Origin of the sequence: Pseudophaeobacter sp. C1-32P7 (assembly GCF_041008775.1) — a bacterium.
Classification (GTDB): domain Bacteria; phylum Pseudomonadota; class Alphaproteobacteria; order Rhodobacterales; family Rhodobacteraceae; genus Phycobacter; species Phycobacter gallaeciensis_A.
On record NZ_JAXGFR010000001.1, the window covers coordinates 195,079 to 218,203 of the forward strand.

The window sequence follows — 23,125 nt, forward strand, 5'->3', positions numbered from 1 at the left end:
TGGTGGGCGGAGTGTCGGCCAGTTGTCATATGCGGCGGACACCGGCCCGGTTCGGATGAGCCTTACCAATCGCGGTCAATGGCCCTAGCGGGTCCAGATGCGCTGCCCTGACAGGTCCCTTGCCGTGGTCAATTTACCTTGCTGATCGATCGCAATACTGCCCATACGCCGCAATTGCTGTAGCCCCAAAATGATGCAGCCGCCCTCCGGCTTCAGATCAACCGTCGACACCAGAACCTCCCCCTCAGCACATGAGGTCAAACGCTCGGCAGCCCTGCTGCCTACCGCATGCACCAGAGTGTAGGGACCAACCCTGGCGCGGCGAAGGCTCGGGTCGTTGACCTGAGACCGCCAGCGGTTTGCTGCAATGACCTGTCTGACGGGATCACCGTCATTTTCCAGCCAGACCCGCGCCGCAAAGCCCTGCCCCTTGCTGCGGGACAAGGCCCGGCCCTCTGGCCCCATTACCCCGACCAAGCCGCCATTCGATGAAATCAACGCCAGCGGCCGCGTGTCTTGCGACCAAAGCGCGAAGGCCAGGGCAATCGGCATCACCCCGAGAAGGCGCAAACGCCCCTGCCAGATCAATAGGAACACCCCGCCGACCGAAAGCGACGGCAACACCCACTGCCCTGGCTGCATCACCGTGCCCTCTGCTCCCGGCAGCTCCGCAACCGCGCGGGCGACGGTCAGGATCCAGTCAATGCCCGCTCCCATCACCGCCAGACCGAAGCCCTCCAAACCGAGGGGCAGCAGGCAAAAGGACAGAACTGCGGCGGGCACCACAACAAGGCCCATCACCGGCACCGCGAGCAGGTTGGCCAGCAGCCCATAGTGCGACAGGGTGTTGAAATGCGCCGCGCCAAAGGGCGCCGTGGCCAGCCCAGCCACCAGCGAGGACAAAACCAAGGCGGCCACAGGGCGCAGCCATTTTGGCCCGAGGGTAAGACCGCCATCCCGGATCGCCCCAAACACCCCCACCAGCGCGGCCGTGGCAGCAAAGCTCATCTGGAAGCCCGGGCTGAGCAGCGTTTCGGGGCGCCGCAACAGAACCAGAACCGCAGCAATGGCAACCGCGCGCAAGGATATCGCCCGCCGGTCCAGCAGCACCGCGACAAACATCACCGCCACCATGATAAAGGCCCGCTCGGTTGCGACATTTCCCCCGGACAGCGCCAGATATGCCCCCGCCGCCAGCAAGGCCGCAGCCGCTGACAGTTTCTTCACGTTCAGTCGCAGTGCGATGGGCGGCACCATGCACAAGGCAAACCGTAAAGACGCAAAGACAAATCCGGCCACCAGCCCCATATGAAGACCGGAAATGGCCAGCAAATGCGCCAGATTGCTGGCTCGCAAATCCTGCAACGTTGACTGACTGACACCGCTGCGGTCGCCGGTGGTGATGGCGGCGGCGATGGCGCCGGTCTCGCCGGGCAGCCGCTGCCGCAGCGCCAAAGACAGGTCCCGCCGCAGCCCGGCCAGCGTTGGCCCCGGCGGGCCGGGATCAAGAGTCAGCACGGCAACGCGGGTGTAGCCATTCGCGCCCAGTTGCAAAAACCAGGCATGGCGCCGGAAGTCGAAACCGCCCGGCTCAGCCGGGCCCTGCGGCGGCATCAGATGTGCGGTGGTGGCCACCCTTGCGCCGGGACCGGGCAACCCGCTCTCCACCGGCACCGAGACACGCACCCGCGCAGGCGTTCTACTCGGCGCTACCTGCTTCAGCCGCACCTGATCCAGCGTAAGACGCAGCATATCGCGCGCGGAGCGGTCGATAGTGGCGACGCGCCCCTCCACAGGACCGTAGTAGCGAAAGCCGAGTACTGGAGCCGCCACAGAATGGGTCCGCCACCCCGCAACCATGAACCCAAGAACACAAAGAAGAACCGCCCCTGCCAGCAATCCGCTGGCGCTGCCCCGCAACGAGAAAGCAGCGCACACTCCACCAAGAACCAGAGCGCAAAGATAGGTCACCGCCTCCGGCTCGACCGGGAGCGCAAAAAAGACCCCTATTCCAAGCCCCAGAAACACCGGCACCCAGGCCAGCAAATGTCCCCTTTGAACCTGTAGCAGCTGGTCCAGGATAGGCATCATACGCATGCTTGCTCCTGACCCTTCGGGTGGGTAGACAGGCAGAAACGCTACTCCTCTTATGGTTTCCAAAAGGTAAATCACCTCCATGTCCAAACCGGTCGTCACCCGTTTCGCCCCCTCGCCCACCGGCTTTCTGCATATCGGCGGCGCCCGCACCGCGCTGTTCAACTGGCTGTATGCGCGCGGACGCGGCGGTAAATTCCTACTCAGAATCGAAGATACCGACCGGGAGCGTTCCACCCCCGAAGCCACCGCTGCCATCCTGCAGGGGCTGGACTGGCTGGGCCTGGATCACGACGGTGAGGTGATCAGCCAGTTCGAACGCGCCGACCGTCACGCCGAGGTTGCGCATCAGCTGCTGGCCGAAGGCAAGGCCTACAAGTGCTTTGCCACCCAGGAAGAAATCGCCGCCTTCCGCGATGCCGCCCGGGCCGAGGGAAAATCGACGCTCTACCGCTCGCCCTGGCGCGATGCCGATACCTCCACTCATCCGGATGCGCCTTACGTGGTGCGCATCAAGGCGCCGCAGGAGGGCACGTCGGTCATTCGTGATCAGGTGCAGGGCGATGTTTCGATCCGCAACGATCAGCTGGACGACATGATTCTGCTGCGGTCCGATGGCACGCCTGTTTATATGCTGGCCGTGGTCGTGGACGATTACGACATGGGCGTCACCCATGTGATCCGGGGCGACGACCATCTCAACAACGCCGCCCGTCAGATGATGATCTACGAGGCGATGGGCTGGGACATTCCGATCTGGGCGCACATCCCGCTGATCCATGGCCCCGACGGCAAGAAACTGTCGAAACGCCACGGCGCCCTTGGCGCGCAGGAGTATCAGGCCATGGGATATCCCGCGGCTGGCATGCGCAACTATCTAGCCCGTCTCGGCTGGAGCCATGGCGACGATGAGTTCTTCACCGACGCGCAAGCACGCGAATGGTTCGATCTGGATGGAATCGGCAAAAGCCCGGCCCGGTTTGATACCAAAAAGCTGGAAAGCCTCTGCGGGCAGCATATCGCCGTTAGCGATGACGCTGCACTGCGGCAGGAGATCGAAGCCTATCTTGCCGCAGCCGGTGAGCCTGCCCTGACTGACGTTCAGTCAACTGATCTTGAACGGGCCATGTACTGCCTGAAAGATCGCGCCAAGACTTTCCCTGAACTTCTTGAGAAAGCGCATTTTATCCTGACGGCACGCCCCATCGAACCGGATGCAAAGGCGGCCAAGGCGCTGGCATCTGTATCCGATAGTATACTGAATGAATTGACGCCGCAGTTGCAAAGTGCTAGCTGGACGCGTGACGATCTGGAGGCGCTTCTCAACCAATTCGCGGAAGCACAGGATACCAAGTTCGGCAAGCTGGCCGGCCCGCTGAGAGCGGCCCTGGCGGGCCGGGCGGTAACGCCTTCGGTGTTCGATATGATGCTGATTTTGGGCCGTGAGGAAACATTGGCCCGTTTGACCGACGCTGCAGGCTGATCCCGCCTCTTAACCCTTGGGTAAGTCTGCTTCGATACGACCTCACCTGCGCAGTCCACGCGCAGGTGCTGCCTGCACGAAGCCCGGATTTCTCCGGGTTTTCGTGCCTGTAACAGGAAGGGACATCTATGACCGATACCAATAAGACAGCCCAGCTCAGCCTGAATGGCGAAACTTACGAGCTTCCCATCTTCTCTCCGACAGCCGGGCCCGATGTTCTCGACATCCGCAAACTCTACGCGCAGGCCGGTGTCTTCACGTACGATCCGGGCTTCACCTCGACCGCAAGCTGCGACAGCACCATCACCTTCATCGATGGTGGCAAGGGCGAGCTGCTGCACCGTGGCTACCCGATCGACCAACTTGCAGCCAATTCGCACCACCTCGAAGTCTGCTACCTGCTGCTTTACGGTGAGCTGCCGACCGCTGCTCAGCTGGAAGATTTCGAAGCGCGTGTGACCCGTCACACCATGGTGCACGAGCAGATGCACAACTTCTTCCGTGGTTTCCGCCGCGATGCGCACCCGATGGCGACCCTGGTTGGTGTGGTTGGCGCGATGTCCGCCTTCTACCACGACTCCACCGATATCGCCGATCCGTGGCAGCGCGAGGTCGCCTCGATCCGCCTGATCGCAAAACTGCCGACCATCGCCGCGATGGCCTATAAATATTCGATCGGTCAGCCCTTCGTCTATCCGCGCAACGATCTGGATTACGCCGCGAACTTCCTGCACATGTGTTTCTCGGTTCCGGCCGAAGAATATCACGTCGACCCGATCCTGGCCCGCGCCATGGACCGGATCTTTATCCTGCACGCGGACCACGAACAGAACGCTTCGACCTCGACCGTGCGTCTGGCGTCCTCTTCCGGTGCAAACCCGTTCGCCTGTATCGCAGCTGGTATCGCCTGCCTCTGGGGTCCGGCCCATGGCGGCGCCAACCAGGCTTGCCTTGAGATGCTGAAAGAAATCGGGACCGTCGACAAGATCCCCGAGTTCATCGCCCGCGCCAAAGACAAGAACGATCCGTTCCGCCTGATGGGCTTTGGTCACCGCGTGTACAAAAACACCGACCCGCGCGCCAAGGTTCTGAAACAGTCCGCGGATGAGGTTCTGGAACTGCTCGGCGTCGAAGACAACCCGCTGCTGCAGGTTGCCAAGGAGCTGGAACAAACCGCGCTCAACGATCCTTACTTCATCGAGAAGAAACTGTTCCCGAACGTCGACTTCTACTCGGGCATCATCCTGGAGGCGATGGGCTTCCCGACCTCGATGTTTACGCCGATCTTCGCGCTGTCGCGCACCGTCGGCTGGATCTCCCAGTGGAAAGAGATGATCGCAGACCCACAGAACAAAATCGGTCGTCCGCGTCAGCTGTACCTCGGCGAAACCGCCCGCGATTACGTGGATATCGAGAACCGCTGATCGGCATAACAGCCTTGATTGGACGCCTCGCACCTTCTGGGTGCGGGGCGTTTTTTTGGGCGTGGCGGTCACCTCCGGCTTTGCGTGCAAAGGCGAAAAAACTCCTGCTCCGACGAATTTCGGGTGCCCACATGAGCATTGTCGCTAGACGGGAAACGGTGGTAAAAGTTTGTTTTCTATTAAAAATTGACTTATCCACCTCTCGGGATTAATTTTCTATAAGTTGTATTAAACAATTTCAGGACGACCCTATGATTGCCCTTTTCGCGCTTGTTTCTCTTGGCCTTTTTGCCGGGCTGATCATGGACTCCAGCGATGATGGAGATAACCTGCCCGATGACGATCTCAGCGATCTGCCCTCTCCCCCAGGAAATGGTAACACGACCCCACCGGGCGAATTGATCGAAGGCAGCAGCGGGGATGACTCGCTTACAGGCACTAACGCAGGTGAATCCATCGCAGGACGCTCCGGAAATGACGAAATCGACGGTCGTGGGGGAAATGATCGTCTGTTTGGCGATAGTGGCAGTGACACGTTGGTGGGAGGCTTTGGCAACGATTTGGTCTCCGGCGGCGACGGCAACGATCTGATGACCGGTGCCGAAGGCAATGACACCATCTTTGGTGGTCAGGGAAATGACGGAGTCATTGAGGGTCAAGGGAGCGACACTATCAACGGAGGAGAAGGCGATGACGTCCTATGGGTCAGCCGTTTTGATCTGCATCCCTCCGGCGCCATCCGGGCCGATGTCGATACCAGTGGCGATGCCGTGAATGGCGGCGCCGGGGATGATCTTATCCTCTTTGGCCGCGATGATACCGTGACTGGCGGCGACGGCGCAGATGAATTTTTCGCCGGTCGTTGGCTGGAAACCACCGAGGCTGCCACCATTACTGATTTCGAGCCGGGCGAGGATCAGATCGTCTACGGTTTCAATCCCGAAGACGGCCCACCACCGCGGTTCTCTGTCTTCAATCAAGAGAATGAGGATGGGGGCAGCGATGCTATCGTCCTGGCAGACGGGGTCGAGGTCCTACGGGTTCTGGATCAGGATGGACAGTTCGATCCAGACCGCCATATCCGGCTGTTTGCCGATGGCGCTAGCGCGAGACCTACGATCTGATAACTGAAATGAAAAACCCCCGCCGGAATAACCGGCGGGGGCTTCCTGTTGCATAAGGCTGTCTTCAGCGCCCTTCGAACTTGGCTGGGCGTTTTTCCATGAAGGCAGTGACGCCTTCCAGGAAATCGCGGGTCTTGCCGCATTCGCCCTGCAGCTGCGCCTCAATCGACAGTTGTTCGGCCAGGCTTTTATCATAGCTGCCCCGCATCGCGGTCTTGATGGCGCCAAAGGCCTTGGTCGGACCCTCCGCCAGATAGGCAGCCCGCGCCCGCCAATGGGCATCGAACTCTGCATCCGGCACCGCTTCCCAGATCATGCCCCAGTCGCTGGCCTGCTTGGCCGTGATCTTGTCAGCGAACAGGGCCGCGCCCATTGCCTTGGCCAGCCCCATCTGGCGCGGCAGGAACCAGGTGCCGCCCGCATCCGGCATCAGGCCGATCCGGGCAAAGGCCTGCAGGAAATAGGCGCTCTCGGTCGCGATTACCACATCAGCTGCCAGCGCCAGATTGGCCCCTGCCCCGGCCACTGGACCGTTGACCGCCGCCATGGTCGGCACCGGGCAATCATAAAGCGCCTCAAGCATCGGCGTGTATTCGTCGCGCAGCGTCCGCTCCAGATCCAGATCGCCAGAGCCGGAGGCATCGCTCAGATCCTGCCCCGAGCAAAAGGCGCTGCCAGCGCCGGTGAGGACCACAGCGCGTGCCTCGCTCGCGGCCTGTTTCAGGGCATGGGTCAATTCGGCCCGCATCTGACCAGTCAGCGCGTTCATCTTGGACGGGCGGTTCAGTGTCAGGATCGCCAATCCGTTCTCAAGCGAATATTGGATTTCTTTATAGTCCATCAGAGGGCCTCGTCTGTCGTCTCTCGGGACCCCGCGGCCCAGTGGCGCCACAGAGCGGATGTGATTTCAGCCATGGTGGCGTAAAGCATTGCGGTCGAAAAGCCGGACCCGGCGTCACTCGTCCAGAATTTTCCGCAGCCGGTCTTCTTCTTCGGGGCTAAGGCCCGCCTCTGCTGTTCCGGGCGCCCTGGCCCGCCCACGCAGATACCCGGCGCCAAGACCAAGGGCCAGCAACAGCATCAGCGGACCCGCCGCCCAAAGCAGCCAGTTCGCACCCGTGGTGGTGGGCCGCAGCAGCACGTATTCGCCATACCGGTCGACCACGAAATCGATCACCTCGGTATCGCTGTCCCCGGCCACCAGGCGCTCGCGCACCAGAAGCCGCAGATCCCGTGCCAGATCGGCGTTGGATTCATCGATATTCTCGTTGCGGCAGACGAGGCAGCGCAGGTCCTTGGACAACTCGCGCGCGCGTCCCTCCAAAACCGGATCGGATAGGACCTCATCCGGCTGGACGGCCAGTACAGGCGTCGCAGGCAGCGCGACACCCCCCATGAGGGTGATCACCAGAACCTTGGCAAACCGATTGAGCATAGCCGCGCCCCTCATTCTGCGGGCACCTTGGCCGCGCCAGCGCCCTTGCGGGCCCCGGCCGCCACGCGGAAACGCCGGTCGCTGAGGCTCAGCATGCCGCCAAGCGCCATCAACAGACAGCCACCCCAGATCCAGTTGGCCAGTGGTTTGATATAGGTCCGTACGGTCCAGCCACCATCCGCCTGCTGATCCCCGATCACCACGTAAAGGTCACGCAACAGCCGGTAGTCAATTGCGGCCTCTGTCGTCGGCATCTTCGCCACCGGATAGGTGCGTTTTTCAGGATGCAGCACAGCAACATCCGCGCCATCCTTAAAGATGCTGACGGTGGCCATGGTGGTGAAGTAGTTCGGCCCCCGCGCGCGGTCGACCGCATCCAGGACCAGCTCGTACCCGCCAACAGTGAAGGGTTCGCCAATTTTGGCAACGCGGATGTCTTCCTCTTCCCACGCCGTCAGACCGGCAATGGCAAAGATGGTGATCCCCAGCCCTGCATGGGCCACGGCCTTACCCCAGTCAGCGCGCGGCAGGCGCAGCAATCGACCGAACTGCCCGTCCCTGCCGGTGCGCGACCACAGATCGGCAGCAGCGCCAAAGACCACCCAGGAGCCGATGAACAACCCGATTGGCCCCAGACCGGACCGGCCAGTCTGCATCGCCCAGGCCAGCACGCCCAGGGCAACCGACAGCACCAGCACATAGCGCAGGTACCAGACCGTCTGCCCCAGCTTACCGCGTTTCCACGGCAGCATGGCGCCAACCGGCAGGATCATCCCCAGAAGGACCATGAAGGGCGTGAAGGCCGCGTTGAAGAAGGGCGGCCCGACGCTCAGTTTGCGGGCAAAGGCCATTTCGGCAACAATCGGCCAGAGCGTGCCAAAGAACACCACAAAGCAGCTCACGGCCAGCAGGATGTTGTTGGCCACCAGCGCGCCTTCGCGGCTGACGATGCCAAAGACGCCCTTGGCCTGCATCTGCTGGGCCCGCGCCGCGAACAGCGTCAGCGCTCCGCCGGTGAAGAAGGCCAGGATGAATAGAATGAACACGCCGCGTTCCGGATCGTTGGCAAAGGCATGTACCGAGGTCAGCAGCCCCGAGCGTACGATAAAGGTCCCGATCAGCGAGAAGCCAAAGGCGAGGATGGCCAGCAGGATGGTCCAGCTTTTGAGTGACTCACGTTTTTCCACCACGATGGCCGAATGCAGCAGCGCTGCCGCCAGCAGCCAGGGCATGAAGCTGGCGTTTTCCACCGGGTCCCAGAACCAGAAGCCACCCCAACCCAGCTCGTAATAGGCCCACCAGGATCCCAGCGCGATGCCGATGGTCAGGAAAATCCAGGCGGCCAGCGTCCAGGGCCGCACCCAGCGTCCCCAAGCGGCATCAATGCGCCCCTCGATCAGGGCTGCCACGGCAAAGGAAAACGCCATCGAAAGCCCAACATAGCCGAGGTAAAGGAATGGCGGGTGAAAGGCGAGGCCCGGGTCCTGCAGCAGCGGGTTCAAATCCTGCCCGTCAAACGGCGGCGACACCAGCCTCAGGAACGGGTTCGATGTGAACAGAATGAAGGCAAAGAAGGCAACGCCAATGGCGGCCTGAACCGAAAGAACCCGCGCCTTCAGCGTCTGCGGCAAGCCGCCGCCAAAGACCGAGGCCACTGCGCCGAACAGGCTGACAATCAGCACCCAGAGCAGCATGGAGCCTTCGTGGTTCCCCCAGGTGCCCGAGATCTTGTAAAGCATCGGCTTGGCCGAGTGGCTGTTGAGGGTGACAAGCCGGAGGGAGAAATCCGAAGTCACAAAGGCCCAGACCAGCGCCGCAAAGGCAAAGGCGGTAAAGAAGAACTGCGCCTGTGCCGCAGGTTCGGCGACGGCCATCCAGCCGGGCCAGCGTTTATGGGCGCCGATCATGGGAACGACCATCTGCACGATGGCAACCAGAAAGGCGAGGATGAGGGCGAAGTGACCGAGTTCTGTAATCATACCTCTGTCTATAATCTTTCACCGGGGCGGCGCCAATGGCATTTGGCGCGTCCAGCCGCCGCAGGAGGCGATTGCGCGCTTACTCTGCGGGGTCGGCCTGCGACAGCCTGAGCTGGCTTTGCTTCCATGCCGCCAGCGCCCGGTTTTCGGCTTCCGCACTCGCCGCCAAGTGTCCTTCCTGCTGCATAGAAGGGGCGTCTTGAACGGACGGCGCCTCACCACCCTGCAAAGACGCAAAACTTTCTGCGCCTTTCGGCATGCGCGCCGCGACTTTCGCGAGGCTCCGCTGGAACTCCTGGCTTTTGATCTGATGACGCGCGCCAAAATAGAACGAGACGATAACCCCCAGCAGCCACCACAACGGTTCGGGCACGGCCGCCAGCCCCTGCATCCGGGCTGCAAACCATGCGGGGTTGGCCATTGCGCTCACCATCAGCCCCACTGTCCCGAGCGCCAGCAGCGGTCTTGGCAGCCGGTTGATCCCATCCATCACCCGGTCAAACCCGCTGCGCCGTTCAGCGCGGAATTCTGCGGCGAACTGCTGCAGCGCCGCGCTTTGCGCCCGGCTGGCGCGCTCTGCACCGGCCTCCGCGTTTTCACGAAAAACCTCAACTGTTTCACGCAACACGTTGCGATTACGTCCAAACAGCAAGCGAACCAAACCTGTGATCATCGTTTTTATCCCTGCCACGATGCGACCCGCCGGGCAAAGGCCTGCCGGTCCATGTGGTATTTTTTGCTGATGAAGGTCTCGGCGCGACGGATCCATCCGCCCTTGCCGCCTGCGCGGGTCCGGGCGTATTTGCGGCTGGCCGGGCGCCGGTCTGCCAAGTCGAAATAGTAACTGCGCCGGGCAATGCCGTAGGCGTCGCGCAGGCTGCCGCCATCTACCTGCGCCGCCGCCGCAGTATGCGGCCCGATGACCCCGTCCACCGCCAAGTCAAATCCCATCTCCCGCAACAGCCCCTGCAGGATCCGCACCGCGTTGGCGCCGGAATTGACATACATATCGAACACCGATGCCTGGAGCGCCTCTGGCAAGCGGGCGATCCCCGGACGTTCAAAATAACAGCGGACGAAGATATCCTCCGCCTGCTTTCGGCTCAGCGCCTTCACATCCGTGGCGTTGACCTGTCCGTCGCCGGTGACATCAATTCCCAGCCGTTTCAGGGTCCCGATCGTGACCCCGTGTTTGGTGGCCCCACCGGGATCACCGATATCATTCACATAACCGCCTTCGCGCTCGACGATCTCTTCGGCAATCTGTCTGACCTGCATCCGGACACTCTTTGCTGTTTAGTGGCAAAGTGTTGCACCAAACAGCTGAGGTCCCGTTACCCTGGCGTCCGCGTGTGAGGCAACGGTCTGGCCCTGCGGCCCTCCGCCGCCGTTGCATTCCGCCCTTGAGCCTTCTGCGCGCACTCTGCTACCTCATCGCCATGGGCCAGACAGGCCGGACAAGCGACAAGGCGGATAGATGACGAATACTCCGATCAAGGTGGTCGACCGGGCAAGCGGCACGGTTTTCGACGAGGTGATCCTTGGCGAGAAATGGATCCGCTGGGCTTATCAGGACGCAGGCTCCAACCTGCTGGAGCGCGCACTGTTCCGATCCTCTTTGGTTAGCCGCCTGTTCGGGCTGTGGTTCGACTCGCCCCTTTCCCGGCGCAAGATCGCCGCGGTCATCGAGGAACTGTCGATTGACATGGACGAGGCCCGCGATCCAGTCTCCAGCTTTCGCTGCTTTAACGATTTCTTCGTGCGGCACCTGAAACCGGAAACCCGCCCCTATAGTGATGAACTGAACGACATCGTCTCCCCGGCGGATGGTCGCGTCTTGGTGTTCCCTGAACTGGAGGAGGACGTTTTTGTCCCGGTCAAAGGGCACCCGATGTCAATCCGCACCATGCTGCCCGGCCTGCACGAGCGGTTTCTGGGCGGTGCCCTCGCCATTGTCCGCCTGTGCCCCGCCGATTATCACAGGTATCATTTTCCGACCGCAGGCCAGATTACCGAAACCCGCGACATTCCCGGCGCGCTGCATTCGGTGAACCCCATCGCGCTTGGCGCCGGGCCGGATGTTTTTGGTGACAACAAGCGCAGCCTGACCCTGATCGACACGGACACGGCGGGCACCATGTGCTTTGTCGAGGTCGGCGCCTTTGGCGTGGGGTCCATCGTCAACACCCGCACCAGTGGCCGGGTCGAGAAGATGGACGAAAAGGGCTATTTCAAGTTCGGCGGCTCCACCGTCGTCGTAGTCTTTGAACCCGGGAAGGTCCAGTTCAGCGACGATCTGATCACCAACAGTTCCAAAGGCTTGGAGACCCTTGTGAAAGTCGGCGAACCTCTGGCGCGCGCCCTCTGACCCCTATTTTTCCGGCGGAATCGAGTAGGTCATGGTGGAGCGCGCCACCATCTTGTCCGAACCTTCCGAATACATATGCACATCGCCAACAGCGAGCGCGCGGCCCAGTTTCAACAGAGTTCCTTTGGCGATCAGATCGACACCCGCCTCGGGCTTGCGCATGAAATCAAGCGAGCAATTGGTGGTCACCGCCAGTGCCTTGCGTCCCAGCCGGGATAGTACCAGCCCGTAGACCGTCACATCAGCCAGCGCGAACATCGAAGGGCCAGACACAGTGCCGCCCGGCCGCAGGTGCCGTTCTGCCGTCAGCAGCCGCATGGTGATCCCTGCCTCGGACAGTTCATCCACGGCGAAATCATCCGCCACCTGCGGAAAGATCTCCGCCATATAGGCGGTCAGCCCCGCCGCATCAAAAGCCAAAGCCATGCTTTTCCTTCTCCCTTGTCCGCCATAGAGTTGCCCCAAACAGGGTCAGGAGGACAAGATGACAATTCTGGAACGTCGCGACGCAAATGCGATCGCACATCTGCGCATGAACGCACCCGAGCGGCTGAACGCGCTGTCGGATGAGATGCTGGCCGCCCTGCAAGAGCAGATCGACGCCTTGAAAAACGACAGCACAATCAAGGCCGTTGTACTCTCTGGCGAGGGCAAGGCCTTCTGCGCCGGGCACGATATCCGACAGATCAACGCAGGGCGCGCGGCCGAGGATGGTGGCAAGGCCTATTTCGAGGGCCTTTTCGCCCGCTGCACCAGCGTGATGCTGGGTCTGCAACGCCTGCCACAGCCGGTAATTGCCCAGGTGCATGGGATTGCGACTGCCGCCGGCTGTCAGCTTGTCGCCTCTTGCGATCTGGCCGTGGCCGCGCAGGGCACCCGGTTCGGCGTCAATGGTGTCAATATCGGTCTGTTCTGCTCAACCCCCATGGTGGCCCTGTCTCGCAATATCCCGCGAAAACATGCCTTTGAACTGCTGACCACTGGCGAGTTCATGTCCGCCGTCCGCGCCGCCGAATTGGGTCTAATCAACAGAGCGGTGCCCGAAGAGGACCTGGAAGCTGAAACGCTGAAGATGGCAGAAACCATCGCATCAAAACTCGGCTCGGCCGTGAAGATCGGCAAGGAAGCCTATTACCGTCAAATCGAAATGCCCCTGGATGAGGCCTATGCCTATACCAGCGGGGTGATCGTCGAAAACCTGATGCATCGCGACACAATCGAAGGCCTCAACGCCTTTATCGAAAAGCGTCCGCCCAATTGGGAAGACAACTGAGTTTTCCGAAAATTTAAAACAAGTTTAGCCTTTGTTTACGATTGACCAGATATTGTTTCCATATCCGGTCTTTCAATAAAGGCAGGATAATGGCAAAGGTTGGGCACCGGTCACAGACCGGTCACAATTTTGGGCCGCTGCGTCGGAAGGTCCCTCCAACCGGGTCTCTCTCCCCGGTCGACATTCCCGCCGCAGTGGCCCCAAAATTCTCCCCTGCACAATACCGATTCCAATGATCAGCAAACGGGTGCGTTGTCGGCCGCCTTGCATTGCGCGCCATCGCTGCCCCCGACGCATGTCATATTGCGCAATGGCCATCCCTGCCCTATGTGGCACCTCATGACACAAGAATTGCATATCGTGGGCGGCGGCATGGCCGGGTCCGAAGCTGCCTGGCAGGCGGCGAACATGGGCGTAAAGGTCGTGCTGCACGAGATGCGGCCCAAGGTCGAAACCTTTGCCCACCAGACCGGCAACCTGGGTGAGATGGTCTGCTCCAACTCCTTCCGATCCGATGACGATGAACAGAATGCCGTCGGCCTGCTGCATTGGGAAATGCGCGCCGCCAAGGGTCTGATCATGACCACGGCGGATAAGCATCGCCTGCCCGCAGGCGGCGCCCTGGCGGTGGACCGGGAACCCTTTGCCGAAACCGTGACCGCCCAGCTTAAGAGCCTTCCGAATGTCTCTGTTTCTTATGAAGAAATCACAGAGCTTCCCACCGAAGGTCACTGGATCTTTGCAACCGGTCCGCTGACCTCCCCCGATCTCGGCAAGGCGATCCAGGCTGAAACTTGCGCCGAGGCGCTGGCGTTCTTCGATGCCATTGCGCCCATCGTCTATGCCGAGAGCATCGACATGTCCAAGGCCTGGATGCAGTCGCGCTATGACAAGGGCGAAACCGAGGAGGAGCGCACCGCCTACCTCAACTGTCCGATGGACAAGGAACAATACGAGGCCTTCATCGACGCGCTGCTCGCCGCCGACAAGACCGAGTTCCACGAGGGCGAAACCGCTGGCTATTTCGACGGCTGCCTGCCGATTGAAGTGATGGCCGAACGCGGCCGCGAAACCCTACGCCACGGACCGATGAAGCCCGTTGGCCTCACCAACCCGCACCAGCCCGACATCAAGGCCCACGCCGTGGTGCAGCTGCGCCGGGACAATGCTTTGGGGACGCTGTTCAACATCGTCGGCTTCCAGACCAAGATGAAATACGGCGCCCAGACCGAGGTTTTCCGGATGATTCCGGGGTTGGAAAACGCCAGTTTCGCACGGCTTGGCGGCATCCACCGCAATACCTTCCTCAACTCTCCGACCCTTCTGGACAGCCAGATGCGCATGAAGTCGCGGCCCAATATCCGCTTTGCCGGGCAGATCACCGGCGTCGAAGGCTACGTGGAAAGCGCCGCTATGGGCCTGCTTGCCGGTCGCCTGGCCGCTGCGGAGATCCTGGGCAAGCCCCTTACCGACGTGCCGCAGGACAGCGCCATGGGCGCGCTGATCCATCACATCACCGGCGGCGCCGAGGCCAAGACGTTCCAGCCGATGAACGTGAACTTTGGCCTGTTCCGCCCGGTGGATGGGCTGAAAGGCGGGCGTCGCGGCCGCAAGGACCGCTACAAGGCCTATACCGACCGGGCCAAAGCCGCCTGGACCGAATGGCTGCAGCAGTTTTCCTGAACCGCGAGGGGCGCAATGACATTTCGCACCCGTTTTGCGCCCTCGCCCACCGGCCCGCTGCATCTGGGCCATGCCTATTCCGCGGTCATTGCTCACGACATGGCCCGCGCCGCCGGAGGCGCCTTCCTGCTGCGCATGGAGGACACCGACCTGCAACGGTCGAAACCGGAATGGGACGCGGCCATTATCGAAGATCTGACCTGGCTGGGCCTTCGCTGGGACGAGCCTATTCTGCGCCAGTCAGAGCATCTGAACGACTACAACAAATACCTCGAAACTTTTGAAAGTATGGGGCTTTTATATCCCTGCTCCTGCAGCCGCGCAGATATCCGCGCCGCCCTATCCGCACCGCAGGAGGGTGTCAGCCACGACGTCTATCCCGGCACCTGCAAGACCCGCCCCATGTCGGATCGCAAACCGGGTGATGCGCTGCGGCTGCATCTTGACCGCGCGCTTTCCCGCCTCAAAGGCCAGAACGTGACCTTCGAAGAAACCGGTGCGGCGCATAAGGGCACGCACCATCTGGACCCTGAACGTGCCCTAAAGGAAATCGGCGATGTCGTTCTGTCGCGCAAGGGCGAAGAGATCGTCGCCTATTTCCTGGCCTCGGCGCTGGACGACGTGCATCAGGAGATCACTCATGTGGTACGGGGCGAGGATCTGTTCGACTTCACCCAGCTACAGGTCCTGCTACTGACGCTGCTGGAGCTGCCCGTCCCCATCTACCACCATCACCGCCTGATCCGTGACGAGGCAGGCAAGCGCCTCGCCAAACGCGACGATGCCCGAGCCATCGCAAAATACCGCGCCGAAGGCGCAACACCGCAGGACATCCGCCGCATGGTGGGCCTTGGCTGAGCGCCCTCAGACCATGGGCGCCATCAATTCGACCTCTTCCCCTTCCCGCACAGCGGTATAGAAACAGCTGCGCCGGTTAGTGTGGCAGGCCGGTCCGGTCTGGCGCACGACAGCAAGCAAGCAATCCCGGTCACAATCCAGTCGCAGATCCACCAGTTCCTGCACGTGGCCTGAGCTTTCACCCTTGACCCAGAACGACTGCCGCGAACGCGACCAATAGGTTACCTTGCCCGTCTCAAGCGTGCGCGCGACACTTTCGGCGTTCATCCAGGCCATCATCAGTACCTCATGGTTGTCGTGGTCCTGCGCGATACAGGGGATCAGCCCGTTTGCGTCGTAACGCAGGCTTGCGGGATCAAAGGACTGTGTGGTCGCGCTGGACATGGCAAAAACCTTTTGCATCTGAAGCTTCGCTCCCTATGTATGAGGAACTCCACCCAAGGGAAACCCCGAGGCCCGCATGTCCAGCGAAACCGATCTGATCAAACTCTATTCTTCCCGCATTCTGGCCCTTGCAGCGGATATTCCGCATTTAGAGCGTCTGGAAGATCCTGATGTCACAGTGAAAAAACGCTCGCCTCTCTGCGGGTCGACGGTGACCGTCGATCTGAAGGTCGAGGATGGCAAGATCACCGATTTCGGCCAGGACGTGAAAGCCTGCGCCCTGGGGCAAGCCGCGGCATCGGTTGTCGCGGATCACATTATCGGCTGCTCGCTGGAGACGGTGGGAAAGGCCCGCAACCAGCTGAAAGCGATGCTGACCGAAGGTGCCGAACCGCCGCAAGCCCCCTTTGACGAGCTTGAGGTATTGGTGCCCGCCCGTGAGTTCAAGAATCGCCATGCTTCGATCATGCTGGCGCTGGATGCGACGCGTGAGGCGCTTCAGCAAGTTGCTAAGGAAGAGTGTACTTAACGATAATTTTATAACATTTGGGCTACTTGTTGACTGTAACGAGTAAACGGGTCCCTAAATGCTGCAAAAACAAGACACTCAGGCGCCATCAGTCGCGGACGCCAATCTGAACGATCTTGCCGAAATCTCTTCCCAGCTCGGTTTTGAAATTGTCGACATTGCCGGGTTCCTGGACATGATCGAGAGTAAATCCAAAACCCAGCTCGAAGATCTTGACCAATTGGACCGAGGCGCCGCGCGGGTTGTCAGATCGAATGCGCAGGTCATGGAGACCGTGGGTGCCGTCTCTCTATCAACCCAGAAAACGCTGGAGTCAGCCAGAGAGTCCGTAGCCCTCGTCCGCGAAAGCAGCGGCCGCAGCCAGGAGGTTGCCGAATGGGTGCAGGATCTCAACAGCCGGACCGAGGACGTCAGCAACACCGTCGACGCTATGCGCAAGGACAACGAGATCATCACTTCGATCGCGGCGCAGGTGAACATTCTGGCCATCAATGCCAAGATCGAAGCGGGCCGCGCAGGCGATGCCGGGCGGGGATTTGCAGTCGTTGCAGAGGCGATCAATGATCTATCCAAACGCACCCAACGCGCAGCACGGGAGATCAGCACAAATATCGAAACGCTTTACAGCTGGATCCGGACTCTGGACGAAGAGACTGAGACGATATCCAAATCCGCCAAGCAAATCCTGGACCGCGCCCGAGATACCGACGCGTCGCTGGCTGGCATTGAAAAAGACGCCCAGAACGTGAACAGCGAAACCGGCCGGATTCTGACCGATGCCACGACCGTGCGCGACGCGATGGAGGCGTGTTTTCCCAACATCAACCGGATCAAGCATTCTGTTCAGGACACCACTGCCGACATTCAAAATACCCACCACCGTGTTGAAAATCTTATTCTTTCCTCTGAACGCCTTGTTCAGGGCACGGTCGCTCTTGGCGGCCAATCCGGGGACAAGATTTTCATCGCATTTGTCACCGACATGGCGGCCCAGATTGGCAGGCTATTCGAAGAGGGCCTGACCAGCAGCCGGATTTCGCAGGCAGATCTGTTCGACCGGACGTATGTTCCAATCCCCAACACCAATCCGACACAGGTCATGACCCGTTTCACCAAGTTCACCGACAGCGTCCTGCCGCCGCTGCTAGAGGCCGCCCTGGATCTGGATCCACGCGTGGTCTTTTCCGCAGCAGTGGACGTCAACGGATACCTCCCGACCCACAACAAGAAATTTTCCAAACCGCAAAGCGCGGATCCTGACTGGAACATGGCCAACTGCCGCAACCGGCGGATTTTCGATGATCGCGTCGGGCTCAAGGCCGGACGCAACACAGGTCCCTTCCTGATGCAGGTTTACCGGCGCGACATGGGCGGCGGCGACTTCGTCATGATGAAAGACCTGTCGGCGCCCATTACCGTGGGTGGTCGCCATTGGGGTGGTCTGCGGATGGCCTTTACGACCTGAAGCCCAATTACACGGATCCCCGAAACAGACGAAAACCCCGCGCAACTATATATTTACGCAATGAAAAAAGCCGCCACACATCCGGGCAGATGGTGGCGGCAACTCTGGTTCTTCATGCGGGACGGGTCATGCTTTCCGGCAATCAGGCAAGGCCGGACGGGGATGGGTACAGGCAGGTGTTCCCCTCATCGGTTCGGGACAGGATGCAGTGCGACCACCATGAAGAGCCAAGATCAAATTCAGGATTGTCTCAGGCTTAGAAAGATCCCGGAAGGTGCAGCGCCGCCACCAGCATGACCGTAAGGGCGCCCGCACCAATCGCGTCCTGCAGCAGGGTGGATTGGGCGTTTTGAAGGGTCGTTTTCAACTGTGCAATCATTATCGTTCCTCCGGTCTGTTCGCTGTGTTTGCGCTTGGGCGCGTCTTGTTGCCTCTTTGTTCTCATTTTACGAACAGCATGTAAAGAACTTTATGAGAACATTTGCGAACTTTTTGGAACAAAACCGATTTCAGTAGGAACGAAACAGGTTAACCCACTGAAATTAAACGGAACGCCTGATCCTGCTTCATCAACCACAGCAGAACGCGTGCGGCCTGCCCCCGGGGGCCGGTCAGATCGGGGTCTTTGGCCAGCAGCGCACGCGCATCGCTCTGCGCCACGGCCATCAGCGGGGCCTGCCGTTCCAGATCGGCAATCCTGAACCGCGGCAGACCGGATTGGGCTGTGCCGATCATGTCCCCGGCACCGCGCATCTCCAGATCGGTTTCGGAAATGCGAAAGCCATCCTCGGTTTCGCGCAGCACCTCCAGCCGCCGGCGGGCTCCCTCGCTCAGCGGTGGCTGGTACATCAACAGGCAGGTGGATTCGGCGCTGCCACGCCCGACCCGCCCCCGCAGCTGGTGCAGTTGGGCTAGGCCAAAGATTTCGGCCCGTTCGATCACCATGATCGAGGCATTGGGCACGTTGACGCCCACCTCGATCACCGTGGTCGCCACCAGAACCTTGGTCTCACCGCGTTGAAAGGCGGCCATGGCCGCATCTTTTTCCCCAACCGGCATCTGCCCATGCACGAGACCCACCACGCCTTCGCCAAGGGCGGCGCGCAAGAGCTTGAACCGTTCTTCTGCAGCTGTCAGGTCCATGACCTCGGATTCGCCAACCAAGGGGCACACCCAGTAGCACTGCCGCCCTTCCTCAATGGCGTGGCGCAGGTGGCTGACAATCTCCTCGGTCCGTTCCGTGCTGATCACAGCCGTCTTGACCGGCTTGCGGCCCGGAGGTTTCTCATCCAGCACCGAAACATCCATATCCCCGTACTGCGCCAGAGCCAGTGAGCGCGGAATGGGAGTCGCGGTCATCACCAGAACATCGGCGCCCATGCCCTTTTCTGCCAGTTCCATACGTTGACGAACGCCAAACCGATGCTGTTCATCTACGATGGCCAACCGCAAATCTGCAAAATGAACATCCTGCTGGAAAACCGCATGGGTCCCGACCAGAATCTGGATATCACCTCGCTGTAGCGCTGCAAGCTTGGCCTTGCGCTCGGCGCCCTTGTCGCGGCCGGTCAACAGTTCCAGAACCACGCCTGCTTCTTCGGCCAGGGGGCGCAGCCCGTCGTAATGCTGCTGCGCGAGGATGCTGGTCGGGGCCATCATCACACCCTGCCCGCCTGCCTCAACCGCAACCAGAAGCGCCATCAGCGCCACCAGCGTCTTGCCCGCGCCCACATCGCCCTGCAGCAGCCGGTTCATCCGCTTGTCCGAGGCCATATCGGCGGAGATTTCCTCAATCGCGCGGGTCTGCGCCCCCGTGGGGCGATAAGGCAACGCCGACAGGACACGGGACTGCAAACGCCCGGTGGCCTGACTCTGGATGCCACCGGATTTGCGCTCCGATTGGCGGGCAATCGCCAGCGTCAGCTGATGCGCAAACAGCTCATCATAGGCCAGGCGCGCCCGTGCCGGTGCATCAGGGGACAGATCCTCCTGCCCTTGTGGCTCATGCGCCGTGGTGATCGCATCGTCCCATGAAGGCCAGGCTTCGCGTTTGACTTGCTCGGGGTCGATCCATTCGGGCAGTTCCGGCGCCAGATCCAATGCGCCGCGCAGCGCCTTGAACATGGTTTTCTGCGATACCCCATGGGTCAGGTGATAGACTGGCTCGAACTCGGGAATCGTCGCGGCTTCGGCCAGTGGCACCATGTGATCGGGATGCACCATCTGCGCGATACCGTCGAACAGCTCCAGCTTGCCCGACACCAGACGGCGCGATCCCTCGGGGCATTGCGCCTCCAGATAACGGCTGCGTCCGTGAAAGAACACCAACTGAAAATCCGTCTCCGCATCCGTCACCGTAATACGGTAGGCGCCCCCGCGATTGCGCGGCGGCCTATGGCCGCCGATGGTAACCTCAACCGTGGCAACGGTCGGCAGTTCCAACCCGGAAACCGTATCGCGACGACGGCGATCCTGTACCGAGTATGGCAATGAAAACAACAGGTCACGCGGCGTTTCTATATGGATATGCTCCAGATTTTGGGCCGTCTTCGGCCCAATCCCTGGCAGTTTCTCCAGCCCTGAAAACAGGGGAAACAGGATCTCGGGACGCCCGCTCATGACTGTTCTATCAGCTCCAGCCAGCTGTCTTCATCCAGAACCTTGATCCCAAGATCTGCCGCCTTGGTTGCCTTGGAACCGGCCCCGGGCCCCGCCACAAGGATATCGGTTTTCTTGGAGACCGAGCCGGAGACCTTTGCCCCCAGTGCCTCAGCCCGCGCCTTGGCCTCGGCCCTTGTCATCTTTTCCAGCGTTCCAGTAAATACCACCGTTTTGCCGGACACCGGGCTTTCGGCGGCGGGCGCATCCGGGGCGATGATCGTCAGATGTGCCGTCAACCGGTCAATCGCGGCGCGTTCCTCAGGGTTGGAAAGGGCGTCGGACAGAGACAGGGCCAGAATAGGTCCTATCCCGTCGGCGGCGACCAGATCGTCCCAGGCCGCCTGCGCTGCCTCGGGCACGTCGCAGGCGCTGACCGCAGCGGCACGGGTATCGGAGATCCGGGCGCGGCGCCCTTCCTCGGCGGCGGCGATGCGTTCGGCCTCTTCCGCCTCATCCGCCGCCCGATGCGCCAGCGCCGCCGGACGCGCGGTATCAAGCGCCGAAACCAGTTCACCCCAACCGCCGTAATGCAGCGCCAGATCGCGGCCACCGACCTCGCCGACGTGGCGAATACCAAGGGCAAAGATGAACTTGGCCAGTGGGATCTGTCGCTTCTCATCAATGGCATCAAACAGGTTGGCGGCCGATTTTTCCCCCCAACCTTCGCGGTTTTTCAGCTGCTGCATGCCAGAGCCAAAGCGGTCCCGCAGGGTAAAAATATCAGCCGGTTCGCGGATCCATTCATCGCCGTAGAATTGTTCGACCTGCTTGTTGCCCAGCCCATCAATATCAAAGGCCGCGCGAGAGACGAAATGTTTCATCTTTTCAACAGCCTGCGCGGGACAGATAAGGCCACCGGTGCAGCGGCGCACAGCGTCGCCCTCTTCCCGGATCGCTTCGGATCCGCATTCCGGGCAGATATGCGGGAATGCATATGGCTCTGCACCCTCGGGCCGCTTGGTGAGGTCCACATCCGCCACCTTGGGGATCACATCACCAGCGCGGTAGATCTGCACCCAATCGCCGATGCGGATGTCCTTGCCGCCACGGATTTCTTCGCCTTTGGAGTCAAAGCCGCGAATGTAATCCTCATTGTGCAGTGTCGCGTTCGAGACAACCACCCCGCCCACGGTCACCGGGGTCAGCCGCGCAACGGGACTGAGCGCACCGGTGCGGCCAACCTGGATGTCGATGGCTTCAAGCCGGGTCCAGGCCAGTTCGGCGGGAAACTTATGCGCAATCGCCCAGCGTGGCGTGGTGGAGCGGAAACCCAGCCGCCCCTGCAGCGCCATGTCATTCACCTTGTAAACGACACCGTCGATATCGTAGCCCAGCGTGGCCCGCTGTTCCTCGATGCTCCGGTAATGCGCAATCATCTCGTCCACAGTGGGGCACAGCCTGGTCAGGGGATTGATGGTAAAGCCAAAGCTTTCCAATCGTTTCATCGCCTCGAACTGCGTTTCCGCAAGAGGTTCAGAGAGCTCACCCCAGCTATAGGCAAAGAATTGCAATGGACGGGAGCGGGTAATTTCCGGATCCAGCTGACGCAAGGACCCTGCCGCCGCGTTGCGCGGGTTGGCAAATGTCTTGCCGCCGCGTTCTTCCTGCCGGGCGTTCAGGGCGGCAAAAGCCGCATGGCTCATGTAGACTTCGCCGCGCACCTCCAGCACTGGGGGCGCATCTACGATCTGCTGCGGAATATCGGCGATGGTGCGGGCGTTTTCGGTGACGTTCTCGCCCACCGTTCCATCACCGCGGGTGGCGGCCTGTATCAGCACACCGTTTTCATAGCGCAGAGAAAGAGACAAACCATCGATTTTTGGCTCGGCGGTAAAGCTGAGCGGAGTATCCTCGGACTGACCCAGGTATTTTCGAATACTGCGGGCAAAATCTTCTACATCACTGTCTTCAAACGCATTTCCCAGCGACAACATCGGCACGCTATGCGCCACCTTGCCAAAGCCAGAGGCTGCGGGCGCCCCTACGGCCTCAAGCTGAGACGCCTCGTCCTTCAACACCGGAAATGCTTCCGTCAAAGCAACATACCGCCGCTTCGCCGCATCGTATTCGGCGTCCGAAATGATCGGCGCATCTTCCTGGTGATACGCAAGATCGGCGGTTTGCAGTTTCTCCTGCAAGGCCAGGAATTCCTGGCGGGCGTCTTCTTTGGAAAGACTCTTCGGATCGCTGTCTTGGCTTTGTGTCACGCGTTTGCCCCGTCTTGCTTCAGACTAGGTGATAGGCCGCAGAACCTGCCACGTCCAGAGAAGCAAGAGGGCTTTGGCGTCCCATCAAACACAAAAAATCCCGCCGCAGCGGGTTGAGCCAAGGCCCGTACAGAACCTTACTCACGAAAATCAAAATT

Annotated in this window: 20 protein-coding genes; 9 read left to right on the plus strand and 11 right to left on the minus strand. The window is 60.8% G+C overall.

Annotated elements, in window-relative coordinates; translation table 11 throughout:
- Positions 1-84: 84 nt before the first annotated feature.
- Complete coding sequence (locus SM763_RS00925) at positions 85-2,097, minus strand: ComEC/Rec2 family competence protein (RefSeq protein WP_368997069.1); 2,013 nt, start codon at positions 2,095-2,097, stop codon at positions 85-87.
- Positions 2,098-2,176: 79 nt separating this feature from the next.
- Between SM763_RS00925 and gltX the strand changes: the two genes are divergently transcribed.
- From gltX to SM763_RS00940, 3 genes are all read left to right on the plus strand, one after another.
- Positions 2,177-3,577 (plus strand): glutamate--tRNA ligase, encoded by a 1,401-nt coding sequence (gene gltX / locus SM763_RS00930; RefSeq protein ID WP_368997071.1) that lies wholly within the window; start codon positions 2,177-2,179, stop codon positions 3,575-3,577.
- Between the two features lie 128 nt (positions 3,578-3,705).
- Positions 3,706-5,001 (plus strand): citrate synthase, encoded by a 1,296-nt coding sequence (gene gltA / locus SM763_RS00935; RefSeq protein WP_065270151.1) that lies wholly within the window; start codon positions 3,706-3,708, stop codon positions 4,999-5,001.
- 251 nt (positions 5,002-5,252) lie between these two features.
- The gene (locus SM763_RS00940) at positions 5,253-6,125 is read left to right on the plus strand and encodes a calcium-binding protein (RefSeq protein WP_368997073.1); all 873 of its coding nucleotides are present in this window, start codon (positions 5,253-5,255) and stop codon (positions 6,123-6,125) included.
- Between the two features lie 64 nt (positions 6,126-6,189).
- Here SM763_RS00940 and SM763_RS00945 read toward each other — a convergent pair whose 3' ends face one another.
- The 5 genes from SM763_RS00945 to SM763_RS00965 all read right to left on the minus strand — a co-directional run bounded on the left by SM763_RS00945 (position 6,190) and on the right by SM763_RS00965 (position 10,817).
- On the minus strand, positions 6,190-6,966 hold the full coding sequence (locus SM763_RS00945; RefSeq protein ID WP_368997074.1) for an enoyl-CoA hydratase-related protein: 777 nt from the start codon (positions 6,964-6,966) through the stop codon (positions 6,190-6,192).
- Positions 6,967-7,080: 114 nt separating this feature from the next.
- Positions 7,081-7,521: a cytochrome c-type biogenesis protein gene (locus SM763_RS00950; RefSeq protein WP_368997501.1), complete on the minus strand. Its 441-nt coding sequence runs from the start codon at positions 7,519-7,521 to the stop codon at positions 7,081-7,083.
- A gap of 50 nt (positions 7,522-7,571) precedes the next feature.
- Positions 7,572-9,539, minus strand: coding sequence for a heme lyase CcmF/NrfE family subunit (locus SM763_RS00955; RefSeq protein WP_274833972.1), 1,968 nt, complete (start codon positions 9,537-9,539; stop codon positions 7,572-7,574).
- Positions 9,540-9,618: 79 nt separating this feature from the next.
- Positions 9,619-10,212 carry a holin family protein gene (locus SM763_RS00960; protein WP_368997502.1) on the minus strand — a complete coding sequence of 198 codons (594 nt, stop codon included), beginning with the start codon at positions 10,210-10,212 and terminating at the stop codon, positions 9,619-9,621.
- 5 nt (positions 10,213-10,217) lie between these two features.
- Positions 10,218-10,817 carry a holin-associated N-acetylmuramidase gene (locus SM763_RS00965; protein WP_368997076.1) on the minus strand — a complete coding sequence of 200 codons (600 nt, stop codon included), beginning with the start codon at positions 10,815-10,817 and terminating at the stop codon, positions 10,218-10,220.
- Positions 10,818-11,016: 199 nt separating this feature from the next.
- Between SM763_RS00965 and asd the strand changes: the two genes are divergently transcribed.
- Positions 11,017-11,907, plus strand: coding sequence for an archaetidylserine decarboxylase (gene asd, locus SM763_RS00970; RefSeq protein ID WP_368997078.1), 891 nt, complete (start codon positions 11,017-11,019; stop codon positions 11,905-11,907).
- A gap of 3 nt (positions 11,908-11,910) precedes the next feature.
- On the opposite strand, the gene SM763_RS00975 is transcribed toward asd, so the two are convergent.
- Positions 11,911-12,333: a PaaI family thioesterase gene (locus SM763_RS00975; RefSeq protein WP_274828018.1), complete on the minus strand. Its 423-nt coding sequence runs from the start codon at positions 12,331-12,333 to the stop codon at positions 11,911-11,913.
- Positions 12,334-12,391: 58 nt separating this feature from the next.
- Between SM763_RS00975 and SM763_RS00980 the strand changes: the two genes are divergently transcribed.
- The 3 genes from SM763_RS00980 (at position 12,392) to gluQRS (ending at position 15,721) form a co-directional block, all read left to right on the plus strand.
- Positions 12,392-13,180: an enoyl-CoA hydratase gene (locus tag SM763_RS00980; RefSeq protein WP_368997080.1), complete on the plus strand. Its 789-nt coding sequence runs from the start codon at positions 12,392-12,394 to the stop codon at positions 13,178-13,180.
- Positions 13,181-13,519: 339 nt separating this feature from the next.
- On the plus strand, positions 13,520-14,863 hold the full coding sequence (trmFO, locus tag SM763_RS00985; RefSeq protein WP_368997082.1) for a methylenetetrahydrofolate--tRNA-(uracil(54)-C(5))-methyltransferase (FADH(2)-oxidizing) TrmFO: 1,344 nt from the start codon (positions 13,520-13,522) through the stop codon (positions 14,861-14,863).
- Positions 14,864-14,878: 15 nt separating this feature from the next.
- Positions 14,879-15,721 carry a tRNA glutamyl-Q(34) synthetase GluQRS gene (gene gluQRS, locus SM763_RS00990; RefSeq protein WP_368997083.1) on the plus strand — a complete coding sequence of 281 codons (843 nt, stop codon included), beginning with the start codon at positions 14,879-14,881 and terminating at the stop codon, positions 15,719-15,721.
- Between the two features lie 6 nt (positions 15,722-15,727).
- On the opposite strand, the gene hisI is transcribed toward gluQRS, so the two are convergent.
- Entirely contained in the window at positions 15,728-16,123 is a 396-nt protein-coding gene (gene hisI, locus SM763_RS00995; RefSeq protein ID WP_368997085.1) for a phosphoribosyl-AMP cyclohydrolase, read from the minus strand.
- Between the two features lie 58 nt (positions 16,124-16,181).
- On the opposite strand from hisI, the gene SM763_RS01000 reads away from it, so the two are divergent.
- Together SM763_RS01000 and SM763_RS01005 are read left to right on the plus strand one after the other, a co-directional pair.
- Positions 16,182-16,634, plus strand: a complete 453-nt coding sequence (locus SM763_RS01000) for an iron-sulfur cluster assembly scaffold protein (protein ID WP_368997087.1) — start codon at positions 16,182-16,184, stop codon at positions 16,632-16,634.
- A 58-nt stretch (positions 16,635-16,692) separates the two neighbouring features.
- The gene (locus SM763_RS01005) at positions 16,693-18,099 is read left to right on the plus strand and encodes a methyl-accepting chemotaxis protein (RefSeq protein WP_368997089.1); all 1,407 of its coding nucleotides are present in this window, start codon (positions 16,693-16,695) and stop codon (positions 18,097-18,099) included.
- A gap of 256 nt (positions 18,100-18,355) precedes the next feature.
- Here the strand turns inward: SM763_RS01005 and SM763_RS01010 are convergent, their stop codons facing one another.
- From SM763_RS01010 to ligA, 3 genes are all read right to left on the minus strand, one after another.
- The gene (locus tag SM763_RS01010) at positions 18,356-18,478 is read right to left on the minus strand and encodes a hypothetical protein (protein ID WP_274831152.1); all 123 of its coding nucleotides are present in this window, start codon (positions 18,476-18,478) and stop codon (positions 18,356-18,358) included.
- A gap of 149 nt (positions 18,479-18,627) precedes the next feature.
- Positions 18,628-20,718, minus strand: a complete 2,091-nt coding sequence (gene recG / locus SM763_RS01015) for an ATP-dependent DNA helicase RecG (RefSeq protein WP_368997091.1) — start codon at positions 20,716-20,718, stop codon at positions 18,628-18,630.
- Positions 20,715-22,967, minus strand: coding sequence for an NAD-dependent DNA ligase LigA (gene ligA / locus SM763_RS01020; RefSeq protein ID WP_368997092.1), 2,253 nt, complete (start codon positions 22,965-22,967; stop codon positions 20,715-20,717). The genes recG and ligA overlap by 4 nt, the downstream gene beginning before the upstream one ends.
- Positions 22,968-23,125 lie beyond the last annotated feature (158 nt).

Excerpts from the sequence above, each read along its gene's own strand:
- SM763_RS00925 (WP_368997069.1), bottom strand. The coding sequence starts at position 2,097 with ATGCGTATGATGCCTATCCTGGACCAGCTGCTACAGGTTCAAAGGGGA.
- gltX (WP_368997071.1), top strand. The coding sequence starts at position 2,177 with ATGTCCAAACCGGTCGTCACCCGTTTCGCCCCCTCGCCCACCGGCTTT.
- gltA (WP_065270151.1), top strand. The coding sequence starts at position 3,706 with ATGACCGATACCAATAAGACAGCCCAGCTCAGCCTGAATGGCGAAACT.
- SM763_RS00940 (WP_368997073.1), top strand. The coding sequence starts at position 5,253 with ATGATTGCCCTTTTCGCGCTTGTTTCTCTTGGCCTTTTTGCCGGGCTG.
- SM763_RS00945 (WP_368997074.1), bottom strand. The coding sequence starts at position 6,966 with ATGGACTATAAAGAAATCCAATATTCGCTTGAGAACGGATTGGCGATC.
- SM763_RS00950 (WP_368997501.1), bottom strand. The coding sequence starts at position 7,521 with ATGGGGGGTGTCGCGCTGCCTGCGACGCCTGTACTGGCCGTCCAGCCG.
- SM763_RS00955 (WP_274833972.1), bottom strand. The coding sequence starts at position 9,539 with ATGATTACAGAACTCGGTCACTTCGCCCTCATCCTCGCCTTTCTGGTT.
- SM763_RS00960 (WP_368997502.1), bottom strand. The coding sequence starts at position 10,212 with ATGATCACAGGTTTGGTTCGCTTGCTGTTTGGACGTAATCGCAACGTG.
- SM763_RS00965 (WP_368997076.1), bottom strand. The coding sequence starts at position 10,817 with ATGCAGGTCAGACAGATTGCCGAAGAGATCGTCGAGCGCGAAGGCGGT.
- asd (WP_368997078.1), top strand. The coding sequence starts at position 11,017 with ATGACGAATACTCCGATCAAGGTGGTCGACCGGGCAAGCGGCACGGTT.
- SM763_RS00975 (WP_274828018.1), bottom strand. The coding sequence starts at position 12,333 with ATGGCTTTGGCTTTTGATGCGGCGGGGCTGACCGCCTATATGGCGGAG.
- SM763_RS00980 (WP_368997080.1), top strand. The coding sequence starts at position 12,392 with ATGACAATTCTGGAACGTCGCGACGCAAATGCGATCGCACATCTGCGC.
- trmFO (WP_368997082.1), top strand. The coding sequence starts at position 13,520 with ATGACACAAGAATTGCATATCGTGGGCGGCGGCATGGCCGGGTCCGAA.
- gluQRS (WP_368997083.1), top strand. The coding sequence starts at position 14,879 with ATGACATTTCGCACCCGTTTTGCGCCCTCGCCCACCGGCCCGCTGCAT.
- hisI (WP_368997085.1), bottom strand. The coding sequence starts at position 16,123 with ATGCAAAAGGTTTTTGCCATGTCCAGCGCGACCACACAGTCCTTTGAT.
- SM763_RS01000 (WP_368997087.1), top strand. The coding sequence starts at position 16,182 with ATGTCCAGCGAAACCGATCTGATCAAACTCTATTCTTCCCGCATTCTG.
- SM763_RS01005 (WP_368997089.1), top strand. The coding sequence starts at position 16,693 with ATGCTGCAAAAACAAGACACTCAGGCGCCATCAGTCGCGGACGCCAAT.
- SM763_RS01010 (WP_274831152.1), bottom strand. The coding sequence starts at position 18,478 with ATGATTGCACAGTTGAAAACGACCCTTCAAAACGCCCAATCCACCCTG.
- recG (WP_368997091.1), bottom strand. The coding sequence starts at position 20,718 with ATGAGCGGGCGTCCCGAGATCCTGTTTCCCCTGTTTTCAGGGCTGGAG.